The following is a 24,030-nucleotide window of genomic DNA, read 5'->3' as shown; positions in this document are numbered from 1 at the left end:
TACCACAGTAGAATATCTCTCCCATAAAAAGAAACGCACATTGGAAAGACACTATACATTCCACTGTGCGTATAATTCAATTATTGACTAAAAGAAAGCACGGATAATATCGTTCCATGTAACAGCAATCATTAAAATAACGAGTAAGCCAACACCGATTAAAGTAATAATCCCCTCTTTTTCTTGAGCTAATGGTTTACCACGCACTGCCTCATATAGATTTAAAACAATTTTTCCACCGTCTAAAGCTGGAATTGGCAATAAGTTTATAATGCCCAAGTTAGCACTTAACATCGCCATTAAACTCAAGACTGGAATAAAGCCATATTCGACCACTGTATTCGTCATCTGTGCCATGGCTACTGGGCCACCAAATTGATTAATATCAAATCCAGATTTAAACATACTTAAAAGTGTCGTAATCACCGCTGCAATCACTGCCCATGTTTGTGTAAATCCAGATAATAAACGTGCTTGAATACTCGTATCATAGTAACGTGCAATACCGATACGACCATAAGTTTTATCACTATTTTCTGCTTTAGCAGATTCGACAGCTACTTCCACTTTTATCACTTGATTTTCACGATTTACTTCAAATGGCACTGTCTTACCAGGGTGTGCTTGAATCGCTTGAGCTAACTCGTCCCAATTGGTCACTTTTGTACCGTCTACGACTGTAATAACATCGCCCTCTTTTAAACCTGCTGCTTGTGCCGGTGAATTTTCACCTACAAACGAACCAATTTTTGCTTGATTCGTTGCCACACCACCAGATAATAAACCAATTATCATAAAGGTTACAATCGCTAAAATAAAGTTATTTATCGGCCCTGCAATATTCGTTTTAATTTTATTCCAAGGCGTCGCAGATTCATAACGTGTATGACGTGGAGCAACTAAAATACGTGTTCCGTCTTGCTCTGTAATAACAGCATTTTCATCAACATGATAAGTAACCATTTCATTTTGCCCAATCGGCTGTACACGAATCGTCATCTCATCAATAAGCTCGACTGCATCAACTTGTGCCGGCATTTCATCGACTGAGTATTTCTCTGACAAATTGATACCTGTCACGACATTTTGCTCATTAAAGGCTAATCCTACCTGCATACCAGGCTGAATACCGTCTTCTTCATTTAAACCAGCTAAACGAACATAACCACCTAATGGCAGCATACGAATCGTATAAGTTGTCCCAGATTTATCTTGTTTAGCGAAAAGTTTAGGCCCCATTCCGATTGCAAATTCTCGCACTCGAATACCAGCTTTTTTGGCAAAATAAAAATGTCCAAACTCATGATAAACAACCATAATGGAGAAAATAATTAAAAAGACAAGAATTGTTTTGATCATTTACTCACCTAATTTCTTTATTTCTTTCTGCTTTGACGACGTTCCATACGAGCATTCTTTTTCGCTTCTTGACGGCGATGCTCTTTAATCGCATAATTCAATTTACGCTTATAACCCGGTTTCACTTTTTTCTTCTTATTCCGAGCAATCATTGCTTTTACGACTACATCATCTGTATCTTGTTTCGTATCTTTACGAGTAGCACGACGCAGTCTTGATTTTGCCGGACGAATTTCACCTTTGACTAATTCTACCTGTTCAAAAGCAATCCCTTTTTTCTCTAATAAACGAATCGCATCATCGTCATCTGGTGTATAGAATGTATAAGCATTTCCCGCCACTTTATTACGCCCAGTTCGACCGACACGATGAATGAAAAATTCTAATTCTTTCGGAATCTCTGTATTAATCACCATTGATACACCCGGAATATCAATTCCTCTAGCAGCTAAATCGCTCGCTACAACATATTGGTACTCCAAATCTTTAATTTGACGCATAATCCGTTTACGCTCTCGTGGGGGAACATCTCCATGAATCGTCGCCACTTTTAAACCTTTTTCTTTTAAAAATTGACTGACTTCTTCAGCATAATTTTTAGTATTACAAAACACCAATGCTAAATAGGGATGTCCCATTGTTAATAATTGATAAACTAATTCACGACGGTCTTGACCTTTCGTATTGATTAAATAATTATTAATCTGCTCAGCCAATACTTGTTTCGGCTCAATTTTAATTTGAACAGGACTGGTCACATATTTATTTAAAAACACACTCAATTGTTGTGGAATTGTGGCAGAGAAAACCATTAATTGTAGATTTTTAGCTAAACGTGACGCAATTTCATCAATCAATGATAAAAAGCCTAAATCCATAGTCATATCGCCCTCATCGACTACCATTATTTCAGCCGTTTGCACCCATAAGGCATTTTCTGACATTAAATCAAAAATACGTCCCGGTGTCCCAATCACAATATGTGGTTGACGATTCGCTAATTTTTCAATTTGACGCTCTTTATCCGTCCCACCGATATAATTCGTCACAATAATTTCTTCTGGTGAAAATTTGGCTATTTGAATAGCAGCCTCGTATAATTGAGTCGCTAACTCACGACTGGGAGCTGTAATAACAGCTTGTACTTGCTGCTTTTCTGGTTTAATTTGATTGAAGACAGGAATAAGAAAACTATGAGATTTCCCAGAACCTGTCTGCGATTGTACGATTAAATTTTTACCTTCTATCGCAGGTGGAATCACTTCATCTTGAACAGCTGTCAAGTTTTCAAAATGAAGTTCAGCCAATGCCTCTTTAATAAAAGGCTGAATCGACAATTGTTTAATACTTGTCATAATGTACTCCTTTAATTCATTCACTTTAGGAATTTTTTTCATTTCAATACATATTTTGTATATGCTATCCTAGCATGCTAAGACATTCCCAAAAGCATTCTAACATGACATTCATTATATCACACTTATCTATATAAGTCTTTAGAAATAGGACTTAAAAAAGACACCCTACGAACCAATTCGCAGAGTGCATCATCATAATTATTCGCTTTATTCAGCAGTCGTTTCTTCAACAGTTGTTTCTTCTGTTGATTCGTCGCTCGCTTCAGTTGTCTCTTCAGCTTCTGCCTCAGCTGATGTTTCTTCTTTTGCTTCAGTAGTTGTTGCCTCTTCAGAAGACTTATTCACATTCGCTTCAGCATTTTGAATTGCAGCCATTAAATCGTCCATTACTGGTTTTAACGATTCATCTTTTACTTCAACGCCAATTTCTTTAATTAATTTACCTACAATGCTGTAAGCAACTGATGAGTCATTGAATTTACTTTCTAAGTATTGTTTTTTAACAGCGTCTTTCACTTCATCATAAGGTTGTTTTTCACCATTTTTAATTGTACGAATAACATGCCAACCAAATTTAGATTGAACTGGATTTGGTACTAACTCACCATTGCCCACTGATTTAACTGCCTCTTCAAATTCAGCTACCATTGTACCAGACTTAAATTCGCCTAATTTACCACCATTTGCTGCTGAACTATCTTTTGATAATTCTTTCGCTAAAGCATCAAAATCTTCTCCGTCATTTAAACGTTTAATAATATTTTGAGCATCTTCTTCTTTCTCCACTAAGATATGTTGAGCTTCCATAAGTGGTGCGTATGAAGTTTCATAGTATGCTTTAATTGCTTCTTCGGAAGTATCTACATTTTTCTCGATTACTTCTTGGAATAAATTACGCACATACACAGATTGTTTAAAATCTTCAATTGAACCTAATTTTTTATAAGCTAATAATTTTGCAAATACAGCTTCGCCACCTGCACTTGAAATTTGTTGTGCAACTTCTTCATCAGCTGCTTTTTTCAACGCATCTTTATCTTCAACTTTTTGTTCTAATACACGTTGAATAATCATGCTACGCAATGTCGCAGCTCCAGCTTGAGTTTTTAATTCTGCATAAAAATCATCAAACGAAATGGTTTCATTACCAATTGTTGCAATTGCTTCACCTTTATTAGCAGATGATGTACTATTTTGAGCACCCATTGTTGAGCATCCTGCCAACAATAAAACAGCTGATGCACTTGCAATTTTTACTAAACTTTTTTTCATTATGATGTTGACTCCTTCAATTTCTTCAAATTTTATAACCATTGATACTATACCATAATTTTAAGGCAAATAGTTGATTATTCATGAAATTTTATTACTTTTCTTCATTTGTTCGCAATTCTTTCACATTATGTTCAAGATTTTCTTGCAAACGTGCTAACTTCTTCTGAATACGATTAATTCTTGGCTGATTGGACTCTAAAAATTGCTTAGCCTGTCTAGATACTTCATCAACTATTTCCAATGTTTGTTTCATCTCAATATTGACAATACGATTCGTTAATACTTGTAAATGATCCGACTTAAACTTTAAATCAGTCGCATCTTCTTTTACTTGTGCCACAAACTCACTTAATTCTTTGCGTGTCTGACTCCCCTTTTGTGGTGCGTGCATTAAACCTGCTACTCCCCCAAATACTGCACCCCAAAATAAACCTGATTTAAACCCTGACATCGAATCCCTCCTATTCTGGTTCCAACGAGTTGAAATGACGTCCACTTCGGAAGTCTCCTCTGTACGCTACTCGCACGTCAGTAACTTTCTCCCGTGGTTCATTTCAAAACGCTCGGTGTCACACTATGTTCTATTCTGATTCCAACGAGCTGAACTCAAAACGCTCAGTGCCACACTCTATTTCACACTTCAATTTATTCAATATGCGATGCAATATTAGCAGCCATTTGATTTAATTCTTCGCCACTCATTTCGCCTGTTCTTTGCGTAAACATTAATTTAAAACCATCTTCTTGACTATATCGTGGAATTAAATGCCAGTGCGAATGAAATACCGTTTGATAAGCCATTTCACGATTATTACTCAATACATTTAATCCTTTCATTTCCGGAAAAGCAGCATCTAACGCCCGAGCAACCTTAGGTAAACGAGCCATTACTCGTGCAGCTAATTCATCTGAATACTCAAAAATATCCGCTACATGCACTTTAGGCACTACTAATGTATGTCCAGCTGTCGTTTGGGAAATATCTAAAAATGCGTAAACTTCCTCATCCTCATAAACTTTTGATGATGGAATCTCACCATTAATTATTTTACAAAAAATACAATCCGTCATATTTTGTTCTCCTCATGTATTAAAAATTTAGTAATCTCTGTTTTTTGAGTATAACAAAGAATCCGCTTTTTTTCAAAAAAATCGCCAATAAATATATGCCATACCAATGATTCCAGCAGTAAATACCACTTTGAAATACGGTTTGCGAATTTTATGACGAAACAAGACCATGCCAATCCAGCCACCACAACCACCACCTAAAATTCCGAGTGCTAACAACCAACTCTCTGGAATCCGAAATCGTTGTTTGACGGCCTTATATTTATCAATTCCCATTAAAATGAATACCAAACCATTAATCACTAGTAAATATCCAAAAAATAAATTCATCGCGTACTCCTAAAAAAAGAGATACACCCCAATGGAGTCATCTCTTTCAACATTACAAATTATGCAGTTAAACTTTCTAAGCGATCTGGTCTAAAACCAAAGAACGGTTCTTCCCCTTCAATGACCACTACTGGTAGCGATTGAAACCCAAGTTCTTTTACTTTGGCTAACGCTACTTCGTCTTCATATACATCAATCATTGTATAATCAATTGCATTATCATCTAAAAATTTCTTTGTAAAATTACATTGCATGCAATTTGGTTTTGAATAAACAGTTATATTTTTCATTTCATCACTCTTTCCACATCTTTATCATAAAATCTATTCTACTTGCTCGAACAGACTTTCGCAACAAGATATTGTGTTTTTTATCAATACCAATACTAAATATAGTATTTTAGATAAGTGCCCACCTGCATCAATCAAGCCTTTTTCTTGAACTATCAAGGTATTTTCTACTCAAGCACAACTCCACTTATCCTTTTTAACAAACTCAATAGATTAGATTGTCCACTCAATTGGGACAACTTCATTCGGTATTTCCTTTTGCGAATAGAAAACAGCTGGAATCCCTACTGCCGTTACATTTTCCGGTACAGATTTTAAAACAACCGCCCCTGCACCTATTTTCGACTTACGATGCAGCGTGACATCACCTAAAATCGTTGCACCAGCACCGATAATGACATCATCTTCCACCGTCGGATGCCGTTTTACACCTTTCGTTTTTCCAGTACCCCCTAATGTTACACCATGAAAAATTGTTACACGATCACCGATCACAACCGTTTCACCAATCACAACACCTGTACCATGATCGATAAACAAATGTTTCCCTAACTTCGCACCAGGATGAATCTCAATACCCGTTTTTCTACTTGCTCTCTCAGAAATATAGCGTGAAATAAAATAAAAATTCCGTTGATAAAACCAATGCGAGAGCATATGATAACGTCTTGCCTTTAAGCCTGGAAACAAGAAAAATGCTTGCCATACACTTTTACATGACGGATCATTCTCATACGCCCACTTTGCCTCATTCCACCAAAATTTAATAATCTTAAGCATTAAAAATTCCTGTCGATAAATAACGTTCGCCTGTATCTGGTAACACTGTTACAACTTGTTTTCCAGCACCTAGAGTCTTAGCTAAACGCAATGCTGCCGTTACATTCGCTCCAGCAGAAACCCCAGCTAAAATACCAAATTCTTTAGCTAATTTACGAGTCATCGCCATTGCATCTTCACTTGATACCGTTACAACCGTATCAATAATCGCAGCATCAAAATTATCTGGGATAAAGTTAGCCCCAATCCCTTGAATTTTATGTGGCCCAGCTACTCCTTTAGAGATAAGTGCAGATTCTTCTGGTTCAACAGCCCAAACAACCGTTTCAGCATTACTTTCTTTTAAGCCTTTAGCCGTACCCGATACCGTTCCACCAGTTCCCACACCAGCAACAAACCCATCGACATGACCTAAATCTGATAAAATTTCTTTTGCAGTAGTTTCAAAGTGAGCTTGAATATTCGCAGGATTTGAAAATTGTCCAAAAATAGGTGCATTCAGTTCAGCTGATAAACTCTCAGCTTTTTTCGTAGCACCAGCCATACCCTCAGTTCCAGGTGTCAATACAATTTCAGCTCCATACGCAGCCATTAAATTACGACGTTCAACCGTCATCGTTTCTGGCATCACTAATATTACCTTAATACCTAATGCAGCACCCATCATTGACAATGCTACACCAGTATTTCCACTCGTAGCTTCAATAATCGTACCACCATTTTTTAAAGTCCCTTTAGAAAGTAAATCTTGTAAAATATAATAAGTAGCTCTATCCTTCACACTACCACTTGGGTTAAAACTCTCTACTTTTACAAAAACATCTGCAATATTCTCTTCATTAAAGTTTAGTTTCACTAATGGTGTATTCCCAATTGTATCAGCAATATTTTGATAAATCATGTCAATATCCCCCTTTAAAATATTAGTTTCAGTCTATACCCAACTGCCAATAATTTCAAGTAATATGAATTAAAAAAAGCTTTTCCCAAATTTGAGAAAAGCTATCATTAATTATTGGCGAACCTTCATTGATTGCATAATTTGTTGAACTTTTTTTCTAGACGGTTTTTGACCCATTTGAGCCATCATCATTGTAATCATGCGTTCATCAATCGGTGGATTTTCTTTAAAATAATTCATCATATAACGACGAGCCATGAAAAAACCAGCCACAAAACCTGCAATTAGTGCAATTAATACAATTAACAACCAGATCCAAGTTGGCATTAAATTACCTCACTTTCATTAATTAACATACTTACATTATACTAGAGTTTAAGTAAATTAAAAAGAACAATTTAATCAAATTATCGATTATGCAATCCTTTTTCCTTTTGAATATCTTTTATTTTATCAGGGGTAACATCATTACCATTCTCATCAACAATTTTCAACCCCTCAATATGATTTCTAAACCCAGAACGTAAATTTTCTAAATATTCTTTTCTTAACTCAGCCTGTTCAGCTAATTCTTCTTGCGATAAACCCTCAGCTTTTTTCTTTCTAGCTAATTCATTTAAACGTGTAATCTTGATACTATCTAACATAACAACCCTCCTAATACAAAATAAAAAAACTCACCGAAGTGAGTTAAACAAGCGGGTGACGAGAATCGAACTCGCGACAACAGCTTGGAAGGCTGTAGTTTTACCACTAAACTACACCCGCATGCTTCTACGGTCCCGACGGGATTTGAACCCGCGATCTCCTGCGTGACAGGCAGGCATGTTAACCCCTACACCACGGAACCCTTAAGGAGGATGTGGGATTCGAACCCACGCACGCTTTTACACGCCTGACGGTTTTCAAGACCGTTCCCTTCAGCCGGACTTGGGTAATCCTCCACCTTTTGCTTTAATGATCCGTACGGGATTCGAACCCGTGTTACCGCCGTGAAAGGGCGGTGTCTTAACCACTTGACCAACGGACCGTGTTTTACGGAGAAGGAGGGTCTAAAACTTATTGCTATCGCAACAGTTAAGGCATCCCGTTGCAAAAAAAATTCAAACTCATCTTCAACGTTTTTCATTATAAACGATTCAAAATCTATTGTCTACACTTTTTTAATATTTTTTATAATTTTTCTACTCAACTGATTTTTTCATCGATGTGAAATTTTCTCTTCCTATTATATACGTTAATTTTCTTCCAGCGACTTACTAAACTCTTTATCTTTAAACAGCGAAGCCAAACCACTAATTTGTTTTAATCGCAGTAGCTCATCCGCATCCATACCAATATTTTTTAGAATCCATGCATCTGACATACCTGAATCGACCAATTCTGCAACAATATTAGTCATTAATTCAATACTGTGAGAACCTCTCGCTCTATTATGACGTATAGTTGATGCCATTCTATCAGATAAAGGTTTATCAATTACCGATACAGGAAGACATCCTTCTTCACGTTCATAAATATCTTTATGATTTAACATTGTTGTATACCGGTGAAATCCGTCTACAATCTCATATTTATCTTCGTTTTCAAGATAATAACAAACAATTGGCATCGTATAACCATCTTGCTTAATAGATTGATACAACAGTCTCATTTCCGGACTCGCTACGCTATTAGGATTATAAGCGTTCGCTTTTATTTTTTCAATCGGAATTCGTTTCACATTGTAAACAGGACTAGAGTATTCGTGCATATTTTTCAACAGCCTCCTTTCGCTTCATAAGTTCTGACTTCGTTTGACTAAATCCCATGTATTTACACGTATGGTCATTTTTCAAAATGCAAATGCACATTCTCTTGTAAGTTGGAATCACCTTAAAATCTTTTATCTCTAAATCATCAAGATAATCCATCTTGACCGCTTTTTTACTTGTATTATAGTTATGACTGGAAAACTCGTATTTAATCTCAAGTTCATCCAATTCTTGTATCACTTCATCAGACAATACACCGCCCCTCTCCTTCCAAAATTTGATAGAAGTCTGCAATTTTTGCAAGTAATTAGCTTTCGCTTCTTTCGGAAGTGTATCAAGTAAAAACTCCATATACTCTTTCCAAGTCATGTTGCCAGGCTTCGTGATAGACTTCCATCCAACAGCAGTCGTCCCGCCATAAATACCCGTGAAATTCACACCGTTCACTCGGCTGACTAATTTCCCCCAAGTGTGAGGTTCAATAGCCTTATACAAGGCAAGCGACTCTTGCCCCTCCGAAATAAAAGGACTAGCTACACGCATAGCATTAACAGGGACACCAGCTTGATAGTACAAATCATATAACTTGTTATAAGCAAAGCCAAACCTCGCATTCGCTATCCACACATCCTCTGTCTTCCAATCATAAATTGGATAAAAATTATAAACACAATCAGCTATTTTCTTGCTATAAATTTTCTCTTCGAAATAAGAGTTTCGCTCCTTATGCAAGGCCCTCCATCGATTCAAGCTTTCCTGCGTTCTAATACCAACCAAAACAGCAGTCCTTTTCGCTTTTTGCTTCTCGTGAACCCAAACAGATAATTTTTCTTGAAATTCGTAATCCCACATGCTTTCAGTATAGAAAGGAAAATCCTCTCTTGTCATTGCATTTTCAGGCAATTCTCGTACCCAGATGTCTTTTTTATCTTCTTCCCAAGGACGCCAATAATTCTGAAACATGCTCGTACAAGTATGAACTTTAAACGGGACGCAAACATGATAAACAGTCAAATAATCTCTATATTCTTCTTCGATATATTTCACAAAATCCGTTGTCATTTCGTATTGCGCCTCGTAATCCAGGTGCAGCAGCGTCACTTTACGCTTCAACTGATTTTCCCGCAAGTACTTCAGTGCAAGATGAAGCATGACACCACTGTCTTTACCACCTGAAAAAGAGATATACACATGGTCGAATTCATTAAAAATAAATTTCAATCGTTCAATGCTTGCCTCATACACATTCATGCACTTTCCCCTCCTCGATTTTTTTAATGACTAATTCTTCAAGCGTCATTTTTCGTTCAACATTTTCTTGAATCATATTGAATATTCCTAAATCACTTATAAAGTAAGTATATTCGATATTTTTATTTTGACCTAATCTTCTAATTCTTGCTTTCGCTTGGTCAATTTTCCCATAATCAAATGTCAAACTAGCAAAAGCAATTCGATTACAGAATTGCAAATTTAAACCAAACGCTCCCGTACCAAATGTAATTAACAATGGTTTATTGTTATTTTTAAATTTTTCGATTATGTTATCTCTATTTTTTGTTTCTCCAGTAATAACATAACAATCAATCACGCTAGCTATATTACGAACTTCAGACAGTAATGTGCAAAACACAATGATTTGTCCATTTAATTGTTTTGCTATGCTTTTATGTCTCTCTTCATCAGAAAAACATATATTTGCTAAATTGGTAAACATCTCCACTTTGCATTCACCAAGCTCTAAAGATTTCAGAAGTGTATCTTTAGCAGATTGATAGTTAAAATACGTTTCGTCTCCAGCAGCTATTTGCACTTCTTTGACTGTCTCTCGCTTATCGAAACGCAAATCGGCTTGGAAAATATACGGTTCCAGTAATTGATGCAAATATCCGATATTCACATCTGATAATTTATAGAATTCTTGTTCTGGTTGACCTCTCCTTTTAAATCTTATTTTTTTAAAAAATGTTCGCAAAAATTCATTGCGATTCATTCCGATTATTTTTGGACTCAGAAAATTCATCTGATTGTATAAGTCCCATTCATCTTTTGTTACGGGAGTGCCGTTTAATATCAATCGATATTCGGAATATTTTGCTAATTCTATTAATCGATTAAATCGCTTAGACTGCTCATTCTTAATAAAAATAGATTCATCCGCAACCAAAAATACTTCTTTTTCACTCTGCAATTGAGCGAGTAACTCCAAATACTTTTGATTGGATGCGGACAGAGTCTCGTAACCAACAATTAAATACTCTTTTGAAAAACTCCATTTTTTAAGTTCGTTTTCCAAATTATTTTTTGTTGAAAACGGACAAAAGAAAACAGCTAGCGTAGCATTAGTGGATTCAATTAATTCTATTGCTACTCTCGTTTTTCCAGTGCCTTGCTCCATAAACAAGGCTCCTACTTTTAACTTGTGTAGCTTTTCAATAGCCAATGTTTGACTATCGTTTAAGGTCATCATGAATTATCACCTCTGTTCTTATTTCTTCCGGTTCTGAAATTTCTAAGAAACTTTCGTTATCTTTTACAACATAAGTTTCTATTGAATCATTCCCAGTTCCGAATATTTCTTCTATATTTTCTGCCGTCAAAGTCTCTTCTATATGATATTGACCTTTCCCTTTAAAAATTTTAAATTCCCATTCGTTAGTGTAGCTAAAAGATACCCAGTATCCCTGGCCACCAGCTACCCTTACTAATTTTGCTGGATGCCAAAACATCCAACCAGCAAATTCCGAATCTGAATTATTGGGTATTTGTATCAAAACAGAATTTGCTGTTTCCGCTTTGATATTTTGTTTATTAAAATTAATTTTTTTCCACATACATTTATCAAAAAGGGGCGGTCATTTCGCCCCTTTTTTCTCCTTTTAAATTTTTCTCAGACATACGATTGAATCATAATAGTATGTCATGTATTTTCCAGATAACGGTAATTTTGTTATCCAACTGTTATCGCAATCGTAAGACGAAATATAAAATTCCGTACCTGCAACAACTCCGCTGAATTCCATGAGGTCATCTTCGAAGTTATCGGTTTCGTTCAAAACGTAAACTGTACTCTCCCCGTCGCCATAACCATTTTTTATGGAGACGCTGAAACTGTCATTGCCCACCAATACGCTGCCGGCTTCCGACAGCGTGTTGATTGGCTTACTTATCTTGTCTAAAGTTCTCATCACTGTATATTTATGTCGTCCTGATTCTTTAGACAACATAAAATATAGTTGGCGATTTAATAATTCTATTTTTAGAACTTCGTTTAGAAATTCCTCTTTAGTATTGGCTTTAGCCAATAACCCAATTACCTGTTTTGCTTGAGCGTATCTTTCCTCAGGTGATTCATAACCTATGCTTGTAATAACTCGCATTAGAAATGTAGGGTCAATTTTCCATGACCATTCTGATATTTTTTCTTCTATTTTTTTCTCTACAATTGTCTGTTTTAATTGTTTTTCCATTTTGTTAATCATTTTCAATTTCTCCTTTTTCTTTTAACTCTAAGTATAATTTATATAATTGTTCTGCTCTGTCTAACGTCATATTTCCAATAGATGTTTCGCCATTCATATAACGTTGTATTTGTACTGGCTGAACTCCGATATATTTCGCTATTTGATAAGCAGTTAACCCACTGCTTAATAATTTTTCGATTTCTTTTCTCATTGCCTACTTCCTCTTGCCATGATATACTTAAATTGTAATCTAAGGGGTGGCAAGCTCCCCTCAGATACATTTTGTGTGTGAGTTGCTATTTATTTAGCAACTCTTTTATTTTTTCGATTGCTTCTTCTTTTGTTTTACTACTTTCGATTATCATGATAATCATCTGTAGTACTTTATTGAATTGTTCGTTAGTCATTAACTCTTCCATTACTTCTCCTTTCTGCATCTTGCCCTGCGTTCTAGTAAGGTATCTGCCTTACATTTATTATTATATACAATTTTGTTCATAATGTAAAGCGTTTTTACAACTTTTTTTGAATTTTTCGCGTGATTTTCGCACGATTTTTCACACGAAAAAAAGCCTACCCCGAAAGGCAGGCTTCTACTGTTATTTCCGTTTCACTACATCATAATACGCACCATTAATATACGCATAATCCTTGTTCTTATCTAATTCCACTTTTCCTTTATCTGTACCGTCTTCTTGCACTTCAACAGGCACCCATGATTTGCGTGCCTCTACCAAGTCCTGTTCTAAAATCCACGAACGCTTATTCTTCAATAAATACGCACGTTTAGAATAGCTGACATCAACCGACATCACATTTTCAATGGTATCTTTATCGCCTGTAAAATCTTTAGACGGTTTTACCCCCTCTTTATCCTGTGGATTATACCACGCTTTCATACCCTCACGAATTGTAACCGTCTGACCGATTGTTAATTCATCGTATGCTTTAGCTGGTGCTTTATATTCTGGTAAATCAACAAAACGTGAGCCACCTTTATCTGCTTTAGCTTTTAAATCCTTACGGAAAGCATCCAACTGTGCTACTGAATATCCCGGGCAAGTCGTAGAATTATACGGAATCTCTTTATGCCCTTTCACATTATCAGCACTGATTTTCAATTCTTGCATTAACCACAACGTCAATTCCTCCCGTGCTTTAATTTGTTCAGGAGTATAATTGCCTTTACCCTCGCAACAGATATGAACGAGTTGTGGATTAAGCTTACCAGCTCCATAAGATACAGTTGTCAGTGGATAATTCTGTACAATTGTTCCATATTTATCAATATAATAATGATACCCACCAATATCCCAGCCATGCTGCGATTGCCAAAACGCTTCATGTAACTTAATATTTTGCATAGCTACACCATTGTGGTCGCTCCACGTATAATGCCACACAATTTGCTTAATCGCACTTAAGGCTCGTTTAGGATAATATCCTGTGGACGGATAGCCTAACGCTTGTTTTGTTCTATCAATAATTTTAGGTTTATTCATATTCACTATCACCTTTTCATCATATTTCGTCAAGTCATTTTCTTCAATTACACGTATTAATTCACGTCCGTAACTGCTATTAGTAGCATATGTCTTGGTCAAAGCTGCACATTGTCCTTGATACGTTGTCGCATTAATCACATCAGCATATAACGACTTTCGCCATTCAGTTGATGTAATGAAATTGCTATGGTCTTTTACAAACGCCTGTATCGTGGGATACTTTCTAAATTTTTCACCTTCCACATCCACAAGTACACCGTTGATTTCTTCTTTCGTCGTCTTCGCATACACTTCGCCTGTCCAAGGCTCACTCGCTTTGATACCAGCATAATTATTGGCGTTACGTGCCAATTCGGAATTGCCGTAGCTTGATTCTATACACGCTTGTGCAATACGAACAGACACCAATAAAACAGACGGCACCGTTTGATACAGTGCCGCCATTTTTTCGATAAAAGTATTGGACATTTTTATTCTCCTTTCTGCATACAAAAAAGACACCCTAGTAATAGGATGACTAAATAATATGTTTAATTCTTTCAATATAATTTACAAAAGTACAAAATTTAAATCTCATCGGGTCGGTCAATTTATTTACATCACTGTTTTCAACAGCTTGATTAAAATCAACAATATGCTTTCTAAACTTAGAAATAATATATTGAGCATTATCCATTAAATTGAAATAATCTTCTATTTGACGCATTTTAAAATGATTGGAGACAATGTAACTGTCGTTTTCCAATATTAGCGCTTTGCCAAAATCTAATCCCTCAACATAACCTTTATTTTTACTATCTCTCAATTTATATTTCAATTGATAATTTTTGGGCATATTTGAACGCAAAGGAATCACAAAATGCACACCGTCAATCGCTACCAACACATTAACAAATCCACGATTTTTATTCATAATTTGCTTTGTTGTATAATTATAATCCATTGCTTGTTTTAAATCAAAATCTTTACACATTTGAGGGTTTACAATACATAATTCTAATAATTTACTTTTTGCCATTTTTAGTCCTCCTAGAAAAATAAAAAGCCCATTCAGTCGATGGGCTTACATTCCAATGGGATACTTATGTTAACGAGCGCGTCCCTCCGCCCCCTCATTGCTAGTTGGACTAACGATAAGGTTCGAACTCTTATCTATGTCCATCATATCATTAAACTCTTTCTTTTTCAAGATATTGAGCTAATAATTATTCCACCCCAATACGCTGTTTAAACGCCTGATGCAACCCAGTAGACGCTAAACCACTAAACCCACCGTAAACTACACCTGTCAAGGACGGCTCAATAATACCACCCATAACACATCCTATAATTAAAACAAATACAGGAATATAGCCATTTAGTCTATCTGTGCGTGGTGTGTGCTTGATGACATAACCAATCATCAAACAAAATAACGTAATAATTGGCTGCATTGGTAAACTGCTAAACTCCATTTAAATACCTCCTCTAATTTATCGGTAACTTCTCAATTTGCTCATACATGATATGCGTTCGCCCATTACCGCCAAGTGCCGTATAGGCTTTCATCATATCATCTAAATCCCGTTTTTCTTCCACGGTGATATACCCTCGGTCTCGGACTTCGTAGCATAACTTATTAATCTCACAGCGTAATATCGCAAGCACTCCTTGCTTCAACAATTCTTGTTCTTCCGATTCTTTCACAACTTGTTCACGTTTTTCATTTAAATGCTTTTCATAAATCTTCGTCAATCTACGAATCGCCCAACCCATGAACGAAAACGAACCTAGCACTAATACTTCAATCAAATGCTTGATAAAAAACGCATGAAACGCTGAAATAAAATCCATCACATCACTCCAATCTAAAATAAAAAGCCTAGCCTTTCGACTAAGCTTCTGCCACGATTTCAACTAACTTATTGTCCACTACTTTGAATCCCAAGTCTGCCAAACAAGATTCAACTTGTGCTTTCAATAGTTTTGGTACACGTTTAAACGTGTACGTACCGTCAACAATTCGTACTGCCATTAACATTGCTATCATCTCACTCACCCCCTTCAATTGTAACTTCTGTGTCAATGTGTTCTTTATCCTCTTCAATCGGTTCATCAACTTTTTCATCACCACTCTCTAAAGCTGCAATCCGTGCTTCGTGGTCATACATCATTTCCGTCATTTCCAAAATCGAACCTTGCGAAATTTCAGCACGCTCTTTGATTTTCGCTAATTCCGCTTCAGATTCTTTCACTGTATCTTTCAATTTCTCTGCCATTGCCGTTACTTCTTTCGCTTTCGCTTCGGTGATTTCCACTGCTTCGTTGACGAATTTGCCTTGCATGTAAGTTCGATATTGCCATTCTAAAGCTTTATCAATGAGTTCTTTTTCGGATAGTGAATCCCAATCACAAAGCGATTCATCAAAATCTGCTGTGATAATCTGCAAGTTCCCACTTTTGGCTTCAATCTGTACCACACGTCTACCTTGTTCGGAATTAAAATAATTATAACTCTTCTTGAACATCTTCTTTTTCCTCCTCTTTCGTTGGTGCTGTTAGTTCGTCTATCTGTTTTGATAATTCTTGATTGACCAATCGTGTATAATTCAAGTTATTTCTTAATTGTTTATTTTCTTGCGTCAAGTCTTCAATCGTTTGTAAATACGCTACTTCTACCAAACTAATTTTTTGTTCTTCCATTTAATTGTTCCACCTTTTCATTTAATTCTTGAATGCCTTTCAGCGCCAACATCACTGCCCTATGTAAATCAATGGATTCTGTTTCGCCTTTATGCCGCAATTTTCCTGATTCTTGAGCAATAAGTCCAATATCCACATAACGATTATCTTGATTCATTTTGAACTCTTTGAACTTTAATGCTTCAATTTCTGATATCGCATGTACTTGCGTATCGTAAATATCGTGCTTAATCCGTCTATCCGATGCTTGATGTAAACCTCCAACTGCGTCAATACGGTAATTAAACACCACAACACCATTATCGGTCGTCTCTGTCCTAAACACATATCTGATATGTTCTTTACCAAGAACCGTCTTTGAACCTTCTTTAATCTTCACTTTGTCGCCAGGATGTAACGTTGGCCATGCATAACCCCAACCGTTAATTCGCTTAAATTCAGCTGCGGATTCGTTCCATCGTGACGCATTAAAGTTTTTGAAACGCCGTTCCAATATTCCAATCGGACTATCACCACTCTGCACGGTGTAATATTCGTCTGTCGCAACGGTTAAATCCGACTTCTGCATAACGTTAAACCATGCGTTTTTTTCTAAGAGAATACCTGAACCGTCTTTAACAACATTATTTCCGATAGCGAACACTGGCTTATTGCCCCATTCGAATTGAAGTTGCCCTTTTGTCATCGTCAAAGACGTATTGTCAATTCCGTAAGTTTTAAACTCCGGTAATCCCGTCATACGTGCGTAATTTCCTGCATTATCTTTGGCATAGATTCCTGAACCGTCCAACTGAAGGCTAGCGTTCACTGCATTGAAACCGGCTGAAATCAACTCTGCTCGGTTACCCGTTATTTGATTCGCATTCAATCGAATCGCATTCACAACCTCTGCACTTAACGAACCCGTCGTTATCTGATTGGCATTCAACCGAATTGCTTTCACAATTTCCGAACTTAAACTTCCAGACGTTATTTGATTGGCATTTAAACGAATCGCATTCACAATTCTTGTATTTAAATTACCTGTTGTGATATTCGCAGCATCTAAATTAATCACACGGACATTTGCTGCATTCAACGTACCTGTCGTAATCTTACTAGCGTCCAACGTATCAATCATTGCGGACTTAATTGTCCCATTTTGAATAAAGGTTGTCGTTGGCGTTACCATGAGTTTATTATCGCCAGAACGAATCAACGTGCCACCTGTCGTCAAATTAATCTCGTTGATAATCTCACGCCCGCTCATTTTTGAGTTACCTGCTGCAGTGGTTACTCTATCACGAACTGCCAGCCAAATTGAATCCCCGCTATTTTGGATAATTCCTTCTAAATCACCACGTGCAACTTTCTGGTCAATCAAACCTGCCAATTGCGTGATACGACTGGTCATGTTCTTTTGATTATTATTAACGGTAGATTCCAAACCACTAACCGTTTGCGCTAACTGAGAATGATTCTTTTCCGCATCTTGAACAAGTCGTTTAAACCCATTGATATTCTGGGTCATCTCACTAAGACTATCGTCCACAGAACTTTTAATTTCACGTTTAACGCCATTCACAGTTTCAATCACAGCATTAATTCTACCAGTTACCGAATTCGTAATCTCACGTTTAAAGCCGTCTACAGTTTCAGTAAATTGATTCACACGACCGTCTGTCGCTTCAATACGTCTTGTGAGCCCCTCAGCTGTTTCTGTGACTTCGTTTTTGTATGTAGTGAAATCACTACCGCTCACTAAGTCTTCTGGTGCTGGTGTCCAATCAGTCGCAATACTGCCACGCTCAAGTTTGATATTGCTTACGATGTAACTGTTATTGCCTGCCGTATCATAAATTGCCATTTCACCTTTTGAGTAATTAGCATTATGAATTTTCTCAACAACCACTCCTGTAAAAGAAAACCGTTGCTTTGTTTTGGCTGGTTGAAACATTTCATCAATATCCAACGCGATGCCGTGGCCTTGATAGCGATAAAACCTCATAGGTCTTTCAATACCATTTTCGTTTATGACAATATCAAAACTAATTGTCCAAGTTTCACCGACACTATTTTTTAAAACCTCATAGACTGGTATTGATAAGAAGCGTTGCGTTTTTCTTTCACGCTGGGAATCTAAAATATAATTCCGTCCACCAACTTTCAAATTATCAACTTTCGCTTGCGTGCTGATTAATGTTTGCTTGTACCCATCTACGGTCGAAGTCACCGAATTAATCCGCCCGTCAACGTTTGTTAAATCTCTACGTATTCCGTCCGCTGTGGAAGTAAAACGATTTTCCGACTGCGATAACGCATTACGCAGCCGTTGTTCAATACCACTCGCCGTTTTCATAAATTCAGCTGATAACGTCCCGTTGTGATATTCTTCTAACATCCCACGTGCATTCAGTTTAATCTTGCCCCAAAAATCACTCTCGGTGTCTTTCATTGCCAGATTAATCTCTGTGTAATCCTTAAAGATACCCGACAAGTTCCCCTCATAAACTTCAGGTGGCGCAAAGCTCGTCATCTCTGAACTCTTCTCAATTTGAATCTTCTTGAATTGAGTATCTCCCAAGCAGTCAGAATAAATATCAACACTATTTGTGTCTTCCGTCGCTGTGAACGTATAATAATAGCGCCCGTCTTTAAATTCTAAAGCAGGCGCATCTCGTTGATTAATTTTTATTTGCATTTAATCACCTCTTCATTTCGGTAAACCTTTGACAATTGTTGTGCCAGAACCGCCATCTACGACCAAACCACTTGACGTATGTGAAACATAGTAACGAGAATCTCCAACTTCAATAGTTTTATCATCTGTTCCTTGCATATCAAACTCTTTTCGTTCACCGTTCGAGCCGATAATCATAAAGCGAGAATAATTTTGTGGTAAACGCGTTACTAACGAACCTGCAAACGACAACGTGCCGTTAAATAGTTCTTCCCACGCTCCATTATCTTCTTCTGGCTTCTCCCAAATCTTTTCACCACGATACCAAACAGCTCCAATTTCATTCCCACCATAAAACACTTGCTTCGTATTTCTAAAATCTGCCATCGTCATTGCTTACGCCCTCACTAAATACAATGTGTTCTCCGCTTGTGTCGTAGGAGGAGCCGTCACTACTTGCACATTAATCGATGTCCCGTCTGCCCCTTTGGGTCCAGGTGTACTTTGAACATTACGCAATTCTTGTTTCGTGGCATAAGTAGTGTTAGCAGTGGACTGAGTGAGGTAATTTTTACTGTTAAGAATAGTTTGAGTGACATAGCCTTTTCCGTTTAATGCCGTCTCCGTGACATAGCCTTTATTGTTCAAAGTAGTATTGGTGACGTAGCCCTTGTTGTTTAAGGCTGTCTCTGTGACGTAGCCTTTATTGTTTAATGCAGCATTTGTGACATAATCACCAGTAGGTTGTTTACCTGCTAAAGCTTGTGTTAGACCTGTTATCTGATTAATTACATGTGTATGCTCTCTATTAGCGTACGCAACTGGGTCAATCAATTCAGTAATTCCTACTTCTTTTCGCATAACACCAACGCTTGTGACCGTACCAAACTTACCATTATCATCTAAAAAATAATCAATATTCGGACGTATCTTGTCGTATCCAACTTTTTCAGCTAATGCACTCGTATACACAACCGGCACATTATCTAACTCTCTCTTCGTCACATACCCCGATAAATCAATATTTTGTGCTCTAATTTGATTGATTTGTTCTGGTGTTAAATCCTCAAATCTTAATGGGTCGCCTTTTTGACCACGCTCCCCTCGTTCCCCGCGCTCACCTCTTGCTCCTTGAGCACCCTGAACACGAATCCAAGTATAGCGTGAAGCGTCCGTACTGCCCGACTCAACATTATCGTTATAGATACCAATATGCGTTCTATTCGTACTGTCCGTTACCGAAAAGTTTTGAATACTTTGAATTTCTTTAGTAATAGTGACTGCTGGGTCTTCTCCAAACAATCGTAAATTCAATTGATGTGTCCCAGCTGCAAGCTCTTTGTATAACCACTTATCACCTTTGCCGAAGCGCACGAGCGTTTTAGCCTGTAATGTTACACTCGAATTTTCTTGAGCTAGATAGGTAATAGTCGCATAAGCAATATGAACGTATTGACTATCTCCTTTATCACCCTTCGGACCAGATACGCCACGTTCACCTGTCGCCCCTTGCGGACCAATTGAACCTGTTGCACCCGTCGCACCCGTCAAGCCGCGTTCACCACGTTCACCTTGGGGTCCCGTTAAATACTTCAACGCACTAAACCGCTTCGTACCGTCACCGACTTTAACAAATCCTGTATCACTTTCAACACCAATCTCGCCCTCAAGTAAAATCACATCACTTGCTTGCCATTGCGCTTTCGTCATTCGCTTATGCTGTACCCGCATTGGTACTGTTTCTACCATTAACTTACACCTCCGTCTAAAATTAATTCTGGATTTTCTGACCACTCGCCTTGATACGCCATAGTTCGATTCCCTTCGGCTATTTCACGATACTCTGTTAAAATATCAATCGTAGTATCTTTTTCAATTCGCACCTCTTGCGAATATCGTTTATACCAGCCTGACGTCATCAAAACAGTGTAGTCGCCAGGCAATACATCAACCGTCTTACTGCCTGTTTGAACAGTCGTCAGCTTGCTTGAACTTGGCGTTAACGTCATCGTCACACCACGCACTGCTTCTCGACCAAAGTTGAACGACACTTTCGCTTTCGCTAACAATTCACACAACGCTTCAAACGATATTGTATAAGTCTGTCCCTTCTTAAATCCACCGTCATTAGCTTCTATCGTAATATGGTCATCTGTAAACAATAATTTACGGTCAACCTCTCCGATAAGAATATTCTTACTGTAACGAGTCTTTCCGTCATTACCAATCATTTCAGCATTGACACGACTGGACTCTCTCACCGATTCGATTTGTGATTTCAACGCATCAAAATCTGGTAACTCCAAATTGATTTTCTTAGTGATTGCTTCAATTTTTTCTTCTGATAAGTCCAATGATTTCAATTCTTCACGGAACTTCTCTAACTCTTCTTCGTTACGTGCGTGGATTTTCTCTATCTCGGCTTCGGTGGTTTTTAGGTGGTCTTCGACTTGTTTAATTTTTTCTATCACACGATTAAAATTCTTTGTTCGTACAAGTTCCTCCCAAATTTCACCGTTCCAAATACGCATAATATAATGCCCTTCAAATTCAGGGTCAGGCTGGTACCAAATATCGTTAATACGAGGGTTAGTTGGCTCGGTTTCGCTATACCAATTTGTATTAAAGCCGTTAGCTGAAAGAATATGGTCTACAATGTCAGATTTTTGATTCATAATTTCGTCTGCTAAACGATTCTCTATATCTTTCGACAAAGATTTCATTTGAGAACCTAAAGAATCATTTAACTTATCGCCCAACTCTAGGCTGATTGCTCGATTACTGATTCTATTCCACTCAATTTTGACCACACGCACCGCATAATCAATATTCAAGTCAGGACGCTCCACACGCACTGTATCACCAATTTCAGCAGTCAAATAAGCTGATGTAGTACGAAACAATACTTGAGGTCTACATTGTTCATTCAAGCTTTCATACGTTCTCTGAAGCAACAATTCACGGTCATCTGTATCAAACTCAATAAATCCAATCTTTGGAATATTCCCATTCGGTGTTTTTATCCCAAACATCGCTGTCGCTTCTTTATTCTCTACATACTTTAATCCAGCAGGCTTATCTACTGGCTTGCCTTGAGATTTTTCCCAGACAATATCTTCAAATGTAATTTTACGTCCATAACCAGCTTGTCCGCTTTCGTTTTCTCCAGCACTAGACACTTCTTCGCCGCGTCCTCGACCAATTAAAGCAGTTACTAAATTAGCCTTTTGAACTTCTTTAATAATTTCTAACGCATTATGCCCATACGTCACTCGCCTATGCGTAACTGTTCCAATGCGTTTTTTAAACTCAATGTAGCGATTACCAATCTTATTGCCATTTATTTCAACATGGAATTGCATCTCAACACCAAATGAATTACACATCTTTTTCAACGCATCGAATGCACTCATATAATAATAATTCACACCCGCATTACCGATGTCCGGTGTATATCCTACTGTCCAATTAGAACCTTGAATAATCCGTTCAGCATGCTGCCTTACACTCCCATTTGGTCGAATATCATACACCGGAATTTTTCGCAATTCTTCAATTCCAGACTGTACGCCAATAAATTCAGTAATTGTCCCCACTGTTTTGTGCGACAACACATAAAACAAATCATAAGCGTGGTCCTTATTTAAACTCGAAATACCGATATACTCCACTTCTGCTAGTTCGACATCATCCATCGCTTTCACTTCAACGATTAATTTATCAGAAATATAATTTTCATCCGTTAATTCTTGAGTATGATATGCAGATTTAACAATTTTATCCGTCAAAATTTTAATCAGTTGTTCTTGATTATTAAACAAATAAATCATCGTCGCATATCCCTCCATTTAATTGAAACTGAACAGTTTACACCCGTTATCGTATCATTCGATTTTATTGTGAAAGTAGTCGGAAACGAAAACTGTAACAGGTCTAACAAGGCATTACGGGAATTATGTCTTATTTCTACTTCATCCCCCCATTTAATAACGATGCGGTCACCTGATGCATAATTTCCCTCGAAAACCATACGCTTTGTACCATTAACAATCTCAACCTTTTGTGTATTCTGAGATACAACCGCCGTAATTTCATCTGGCAATATATTTTCGTTCTCTAAAACGCCTATTTGCCCTGAATGGCTTTCTTTTTGCTGAGCATATTTAAAAGGACTGGGACAAATTAGTCGAAAAGAACCAATAACAGTTAAATGTTGTTCAGGGTCACTAGGCGCATCTGCATAAATAGCATAATAGGTATATCCCTTCTCATCATCAAAAACAACTGGAACAGGCTCCGATGTATTTAATAACTGATTAAATTTAGCCATTTTGTCCCGCATTTCCTCGCTAGAACTTGCTTCAAGCCGATAAGCAATAACCAACTCTCGTGGCTCATCTCGAACCGTATTGAACCATTTACCATTACGCATCGAAATAGCTGTCATATCCACTTCACGACTAATTAAATGACGACCACTAACATGTAACTGTCGGTAGCCGTCAATAAACTCATTAAGATAAACGCCGTTGAATCGCATATTATCAGAAGGTGCAGATGCCCCTTCTGCATTTTTATTAGTATCAGTAAATTGATACATTA

Annotated in this window: 28 protein-coding genes, 4 tRNA genes and 1 pseudogene; all 33 read right to left on the bottom strand. The window is 37.3% G+C overall.

From position 1 onward, the window contains the following. Nucleotides 1–87: 87 nt before the first annotated feature. The gene (gene rseP / locus JDW14_03460; protein QQD66171.1) at nucleotides 88–1,359 is read right to left on the bottom strand and encodes an RIP metalloprotease RseP; all 1,272 of its coding nucleotides are present in this window, start codon (nucleotides 1,357–1,359) and stop codon (nucleotides 88–90) included. 17 nt (nucleotides 1,360–1,376) lie between these two features. Then, a complete protein-coding gene (locus tag JDW14_03455) occupies nucleotides 1,377–2,714 on the bottom strand; it encodes a DEAD/DEAH box helicase (protein QQD66170.1) in 1,338 nt (445 codons plus the stop codon). 210 nt (nucleotides 2,715–2,924) lie between these two features. Then, nucleotides 2,925–3,989 carry a peptidylprolyl isomerase gene (locus JDW14_03450; GenBank protein QQD66169.1) on the bottom strand — a complete coding sequence of 355 codons (1,065 nt, stop codon included), beginning with the start codon at nucleotides 3,987–3,989 and terminating at the stop codon, nucleotides 2,925–2,927. 94 nt (nucleotides 3,990–4,083) lie between these two features. After that, nucleotides 4,084–4,443, bottom strand: coding sequence for a YtxH domain-containing protein (locus tag JDW14_03445; protein QQD66168.1), 360 nt, complete (start codon nucleotides 4,441–4,443; stop codon nucleotides 4,084–4,086). A gap of 194 nt (nucleotides 4,444–4,637) precedes the next feature. Beyond that, entirely contained in the window at nucleotides 4,638–5,063 is a 426-nt protein-coding gene (locus tag JDW14_03440; protein ID QQD66167.1) for an HIT family protein, read from the bottom strand. Between the two features lie 72 nt (nucleotides 5,064–5,135). Further along, nucleotides 5,136–5,393 carry a DUF1294 domain-containing protein gene (locus JDW14_03435; GenBank protein QQD66166.1) on the bottom strand — a complete coding sequence of 86 codons (258 nt, stop codon included), beginning with the start codon at nucleotides 5,391–5,393 and terminating at the stop codon, nucleotides 5,136–5,138. A gap of 59 nt (nucleotides 5,394–5,452) precedes the next feature. Continuing rightward, on the bottom strand, nucleotides 5,453–5,683 hold the full coding sequence (gene nrdH / locus JDW14_03430) for a glutaredoxin-like protein NrdH (GenBank protein QQD66165.1): 231 nt from the start codon (nucleotides 5,681–5,683) through the stop codon (nucleotides 5,453–5,455). A 213-nt stretch (nucleotides 5,684–5,896) separates the two neighbouring features. Beyond that, nucleotides 5,897–6,463, bottom strand: a complete 567-nt coding sequence (cysE, locus tag JDW14_03425) for a serine O-acetyltransferase (GenBank protein ID QQD66164.1) — start codon at nucleotides 6,461–6,463, stop codon at nucleotides 5,897–5,899. Beyond that, nucleotides 6,456–7,364 (bottom strand): cysteine synthase A, encoded by a 909-nt coding sequence (gene cysK / locus JDW14_03420; protein ID QQD66163.1) that lies wholly within the window; start codon nucleotides 7,362–7,364, stop codon nucleotides 6,456–6,458. The genes cysE and cysK overlap by 8 nt, the downstream gene beginning before the upstream one ends. 111 nt (nucleotides 7,365–7,475) lie before the next feature. Continuing rightward, nucleotides 7,476–7,691, bottom strand: a complete 216-nt coding sequence (locus JDW14_03415; GenBank protein ID QQD66162.1) for a YneF family protein — start codon at nucleotides 7,689–7,691, stop codon at nucleotides 7,476–7,478. An 80-nt stretch (nucleotides 7,692–7,771) separates the two neighbouring features. Further along, entirely contained in the window at nucleotides 7,772–8,011 is a 240-nt protein-coding gene (locus JDW14_03410; protein ID QQD66161.1) for a DUF896 family protein, read from the bottom strand. A gap of 50 nt (nucleotides 8,012–8,061) precedes the next feature. After that, nucleotides 8,062–8,132, bottom strand: a tRNA-Gly gene (locus tag JDW14_03405). Nucleotides 8,133–8,141: 9 nt separating this feature from the next. Next, nucleotides 8,142–8,214 (bottom strand) — tRNA-Asp (locus JDW14_03400). Nucleotides 8,215–8,218: 4 nt separating this feature from the next. After that, a tRNA-Ser gene (locus JDW14_03395) sits at nucleotides 8,219–8,308 on the bottom strand. Nucleotides 8,309–8,322: 14 nt separating this feature from the next. Further along, nucleotides 8,323–8,394: transfer RNA gene (locus tag JDW14_03390), tRNA-Glu, on the bottom strand. A 207-nt stretch (nucleotides 8,395–8,601) separates the two neighbouring features. Beyond that, nucleotides 8,602–9,117, bottom strand: a complete 516-nt coding sequence (locus JDW14_03385; protein ID QQD66160.1) for a ParB-like nuclease domain-containing protein — start codon at nucleotides 9,115–9,117, stop codon at nucleotides 8,602–8,604. Then, the gene (locus JDW14_03380; protein QQD66159.1) at nucleotides 9,101–10,369 is read right to left on the bottom strand and encodes a DUF3440 domain-containing protein; all 1,269 of its coding nucleotides are present in this window, start codon (nucleotides 10,367–10,369) and stop codon (nucleotides 9,101–9,103) included. The genes JDW14_03385 and JDW14_03380 overlap by 17 nt, the downstream gene beginning before the upstream one ends. Continuing rightward, a complete protein-coding gene (locus JDW14_03375) occupies nucleotides 10,356–11,585 on the bottom strand; it encodes a hypothetical protein (protein QQD66487.1) in 1,230 nt (409 codons plus the stop codon). Before JDW14_03375 ends, JDW14_03380 begins: the two co-directional genes overlap by 14 nt. After that, a complete protein-coding gene (locus tag JDW14_03370; protein QQD66158.1) occupies nucleotides 11,569–11,952 on the bottom strand; it encodes a hypothetical protein in 384 nt (127 codons plus the stop codon). The genes JDW14_03375 and JDW14_03370 overlap by 17 nt, the downstream gene beginning before the upstream one ends. A gap of 45 nt (nucleotides 11,953–11,997) precedes the next feature. Then, nucleotides 11,998–12,600, bottom strand: a complete 603-nt coding sequence (locus tag JDW14_03365; GenBank protein QQD66157.1) for a hypothetical protein — start codon at nucleotides 12,598–12,600, stop codon at nucleotides 11,998–12,000. Then, on the bottom strand, nucleotides 12,593–12,793 hold the full coding sequence (locus tag JDW14_03360) for a helix-turn-helix transcriptional regulator (GenBank protein ID QQD66156.1): 201 nt from the start codon (nucleotides 12,791–12,793) through the stop codon (nucleotides 12,593–12,595). Before JDW14_03360 ends, JDW14_03365 begins: the two co-directional genes overlap by 8 nt. 388 nt (nucleotides 12,794–13,181) lie before the next feature. After that, nucleotides 13,182–14,555 carry an N-acetylmuramoyl-L-alanine amidase gene (locus JDW14_03355; protein ID QQD66155.1) on the bottom strand — a complete coding sequence of 458 codons (1,374 nt, stop codon included), beginning with the start codon at nucleotides 14,553–14,555 and terminating at the stop codon, nucleotides 13,182–13,184. Nucleotides 14,556–14,604: 49 nt separating this feature from the next. Continuing rightward, nucleotides 14,605–15,060, bottom strand: coding sequence for a hypothetical protein (locus tag JDW14_03350; protein ID QQD66486.1), 456 nt, complete (start codon nucleotides 15,058–15,060; stop codon nucleotides 14,605–14,607). A 232-nt stretch (nucleotides 15,061–15,292) separates the two neighbouring features. Beyond that, the gene (locus JDW14_03345; GenBank protein QQD66154.1) at nucleotides 15,293–15,541 is read right to left on the bottom strand and encodes a phage holin family protein; all 249 of its coding nucleotides are present in this window, start codon (nucleotides 15,539–15,541) and stop codon (nucleotides 15,293–15,295) included. Between the two features lie 13 nt (nucleotides 15,542–15,554). Further along, nucleotides 15,555–15,920: a hypothetical protein gene (locus JDW14_03340; protein ID QQD66153.1), complete on the bottom strand. Its 366-nt coding sequence runs from the start codon at nucleotides 15,918–15,920 to the stop codon at nucleotides 15,555–15,557. Nucleotides 15,921–15,960: 40 nt separating this feature from the next. After that, the gene (locus JDW14_03335; GenBank protein QQD66152.1) at nucleotides 15,961–16,116 is read right to left on the bottom strand and encodes a hypothetical protein; all 156 of its coding nucleotides are present in this window, start codon (nucleotides 16,114–16,116) and stop codon (nucleotides 15,961–15,963) included. A gap of 1 nt (nucleotide 16,117) precedes the next feature. Next, nucleotides 16,118–16,594 (bottom strand): hypothetical protein, encoded by a 477-nt coding sequence (locus JDW14_03330; protein ID QQD66151.1) that lies wholly within the window; start codon nucleotides 16,592–16,594, stop codon nucleotides 16,118–16,120. Beyond that, a complete protein-coding gene (locus JDW14_03325) occupies nucleotides 16,575–16,769 on the bottom strand; it encodes a hypothetical protein (GenBank protein QQD66150.1) in 195 nt (64 codons plus the stop codon). Before JDW14_03325 ends, JDW14_03330 begins: the two co-directional genes overlap by 20 nt. Beyond that, nucleotides 16,750–19,449, bottom strand: coding sequence for a tail fiber domain-containing protein (locus JDW14_03320; GenBank protein ID QQD66149.1), 2,700 nt, complete (start codon nucleotides 19,447–19,449; stop codon nucleotides 16,750–16,752). The genes JDW14_03325 and JDW14_03320 overlap by 20 nt, the downstream gene beginning before the upstream one ends. 12 nt (nucleotides 19,450–19,461) lie before the next feature. Beyond that, nucleotides 19,462–19,821, bottom strand: a complete 360-nt coding sequence (locus JDW14_03315; protein ID QQD66148.1) for a hypothetical protein — start codon at nucleotides 19,819–19,821, stop codon at nucleotides 19,462–19,464. Between the two features lie 1,068 nt (nucleotides 19,822–20,889). Then, nucleotides 20,890–21,177 (bottom strand): annotated as a pseudogene (locus JDW14_03310) (collagen-like protein). Continuing rightward, entirely contained in the window at nucleotides 21,177–23,258 is a 2,082-nt protein-coding gene (locus JDW14_03305; protein QQD66147.1) for a phage tail protein, read from the bottom strand. Before JDW14_03305 ends, JDW14_03310 begins: the two are co-directional and overlap by 1 nt. Further along, nucleotides 23,255–24,028, bottom strand: a complete 774-nt coding sequence (locus tag JDW14_03300; protein QQD66146.1) for a phage tail family protein — start codon at nucleotides 24,026–24,028, stop codon at nucleotides 23,255–23,257. The genes JDW14_03305 and JDW14_03300 overlap by 4 nt, the downstream gene beginning before the upstream one ends. Nucleotides 24,029–24,030 lie beyond the last annotated feature (2 nt).

This window comes from Aerococcaceae bacterium zg-252, assembly GCA_016237705.1.
GTDB lineage: Bacteria > Bacillota > Bacilli > Lactobacillales > Aerococcaceae > Globicatella > Globicatella yangjingiae.
Note: the sequence above shows the minus strand (reverse complement) of the source record. Positions and strands in the feature narration are given on the sequence as shown.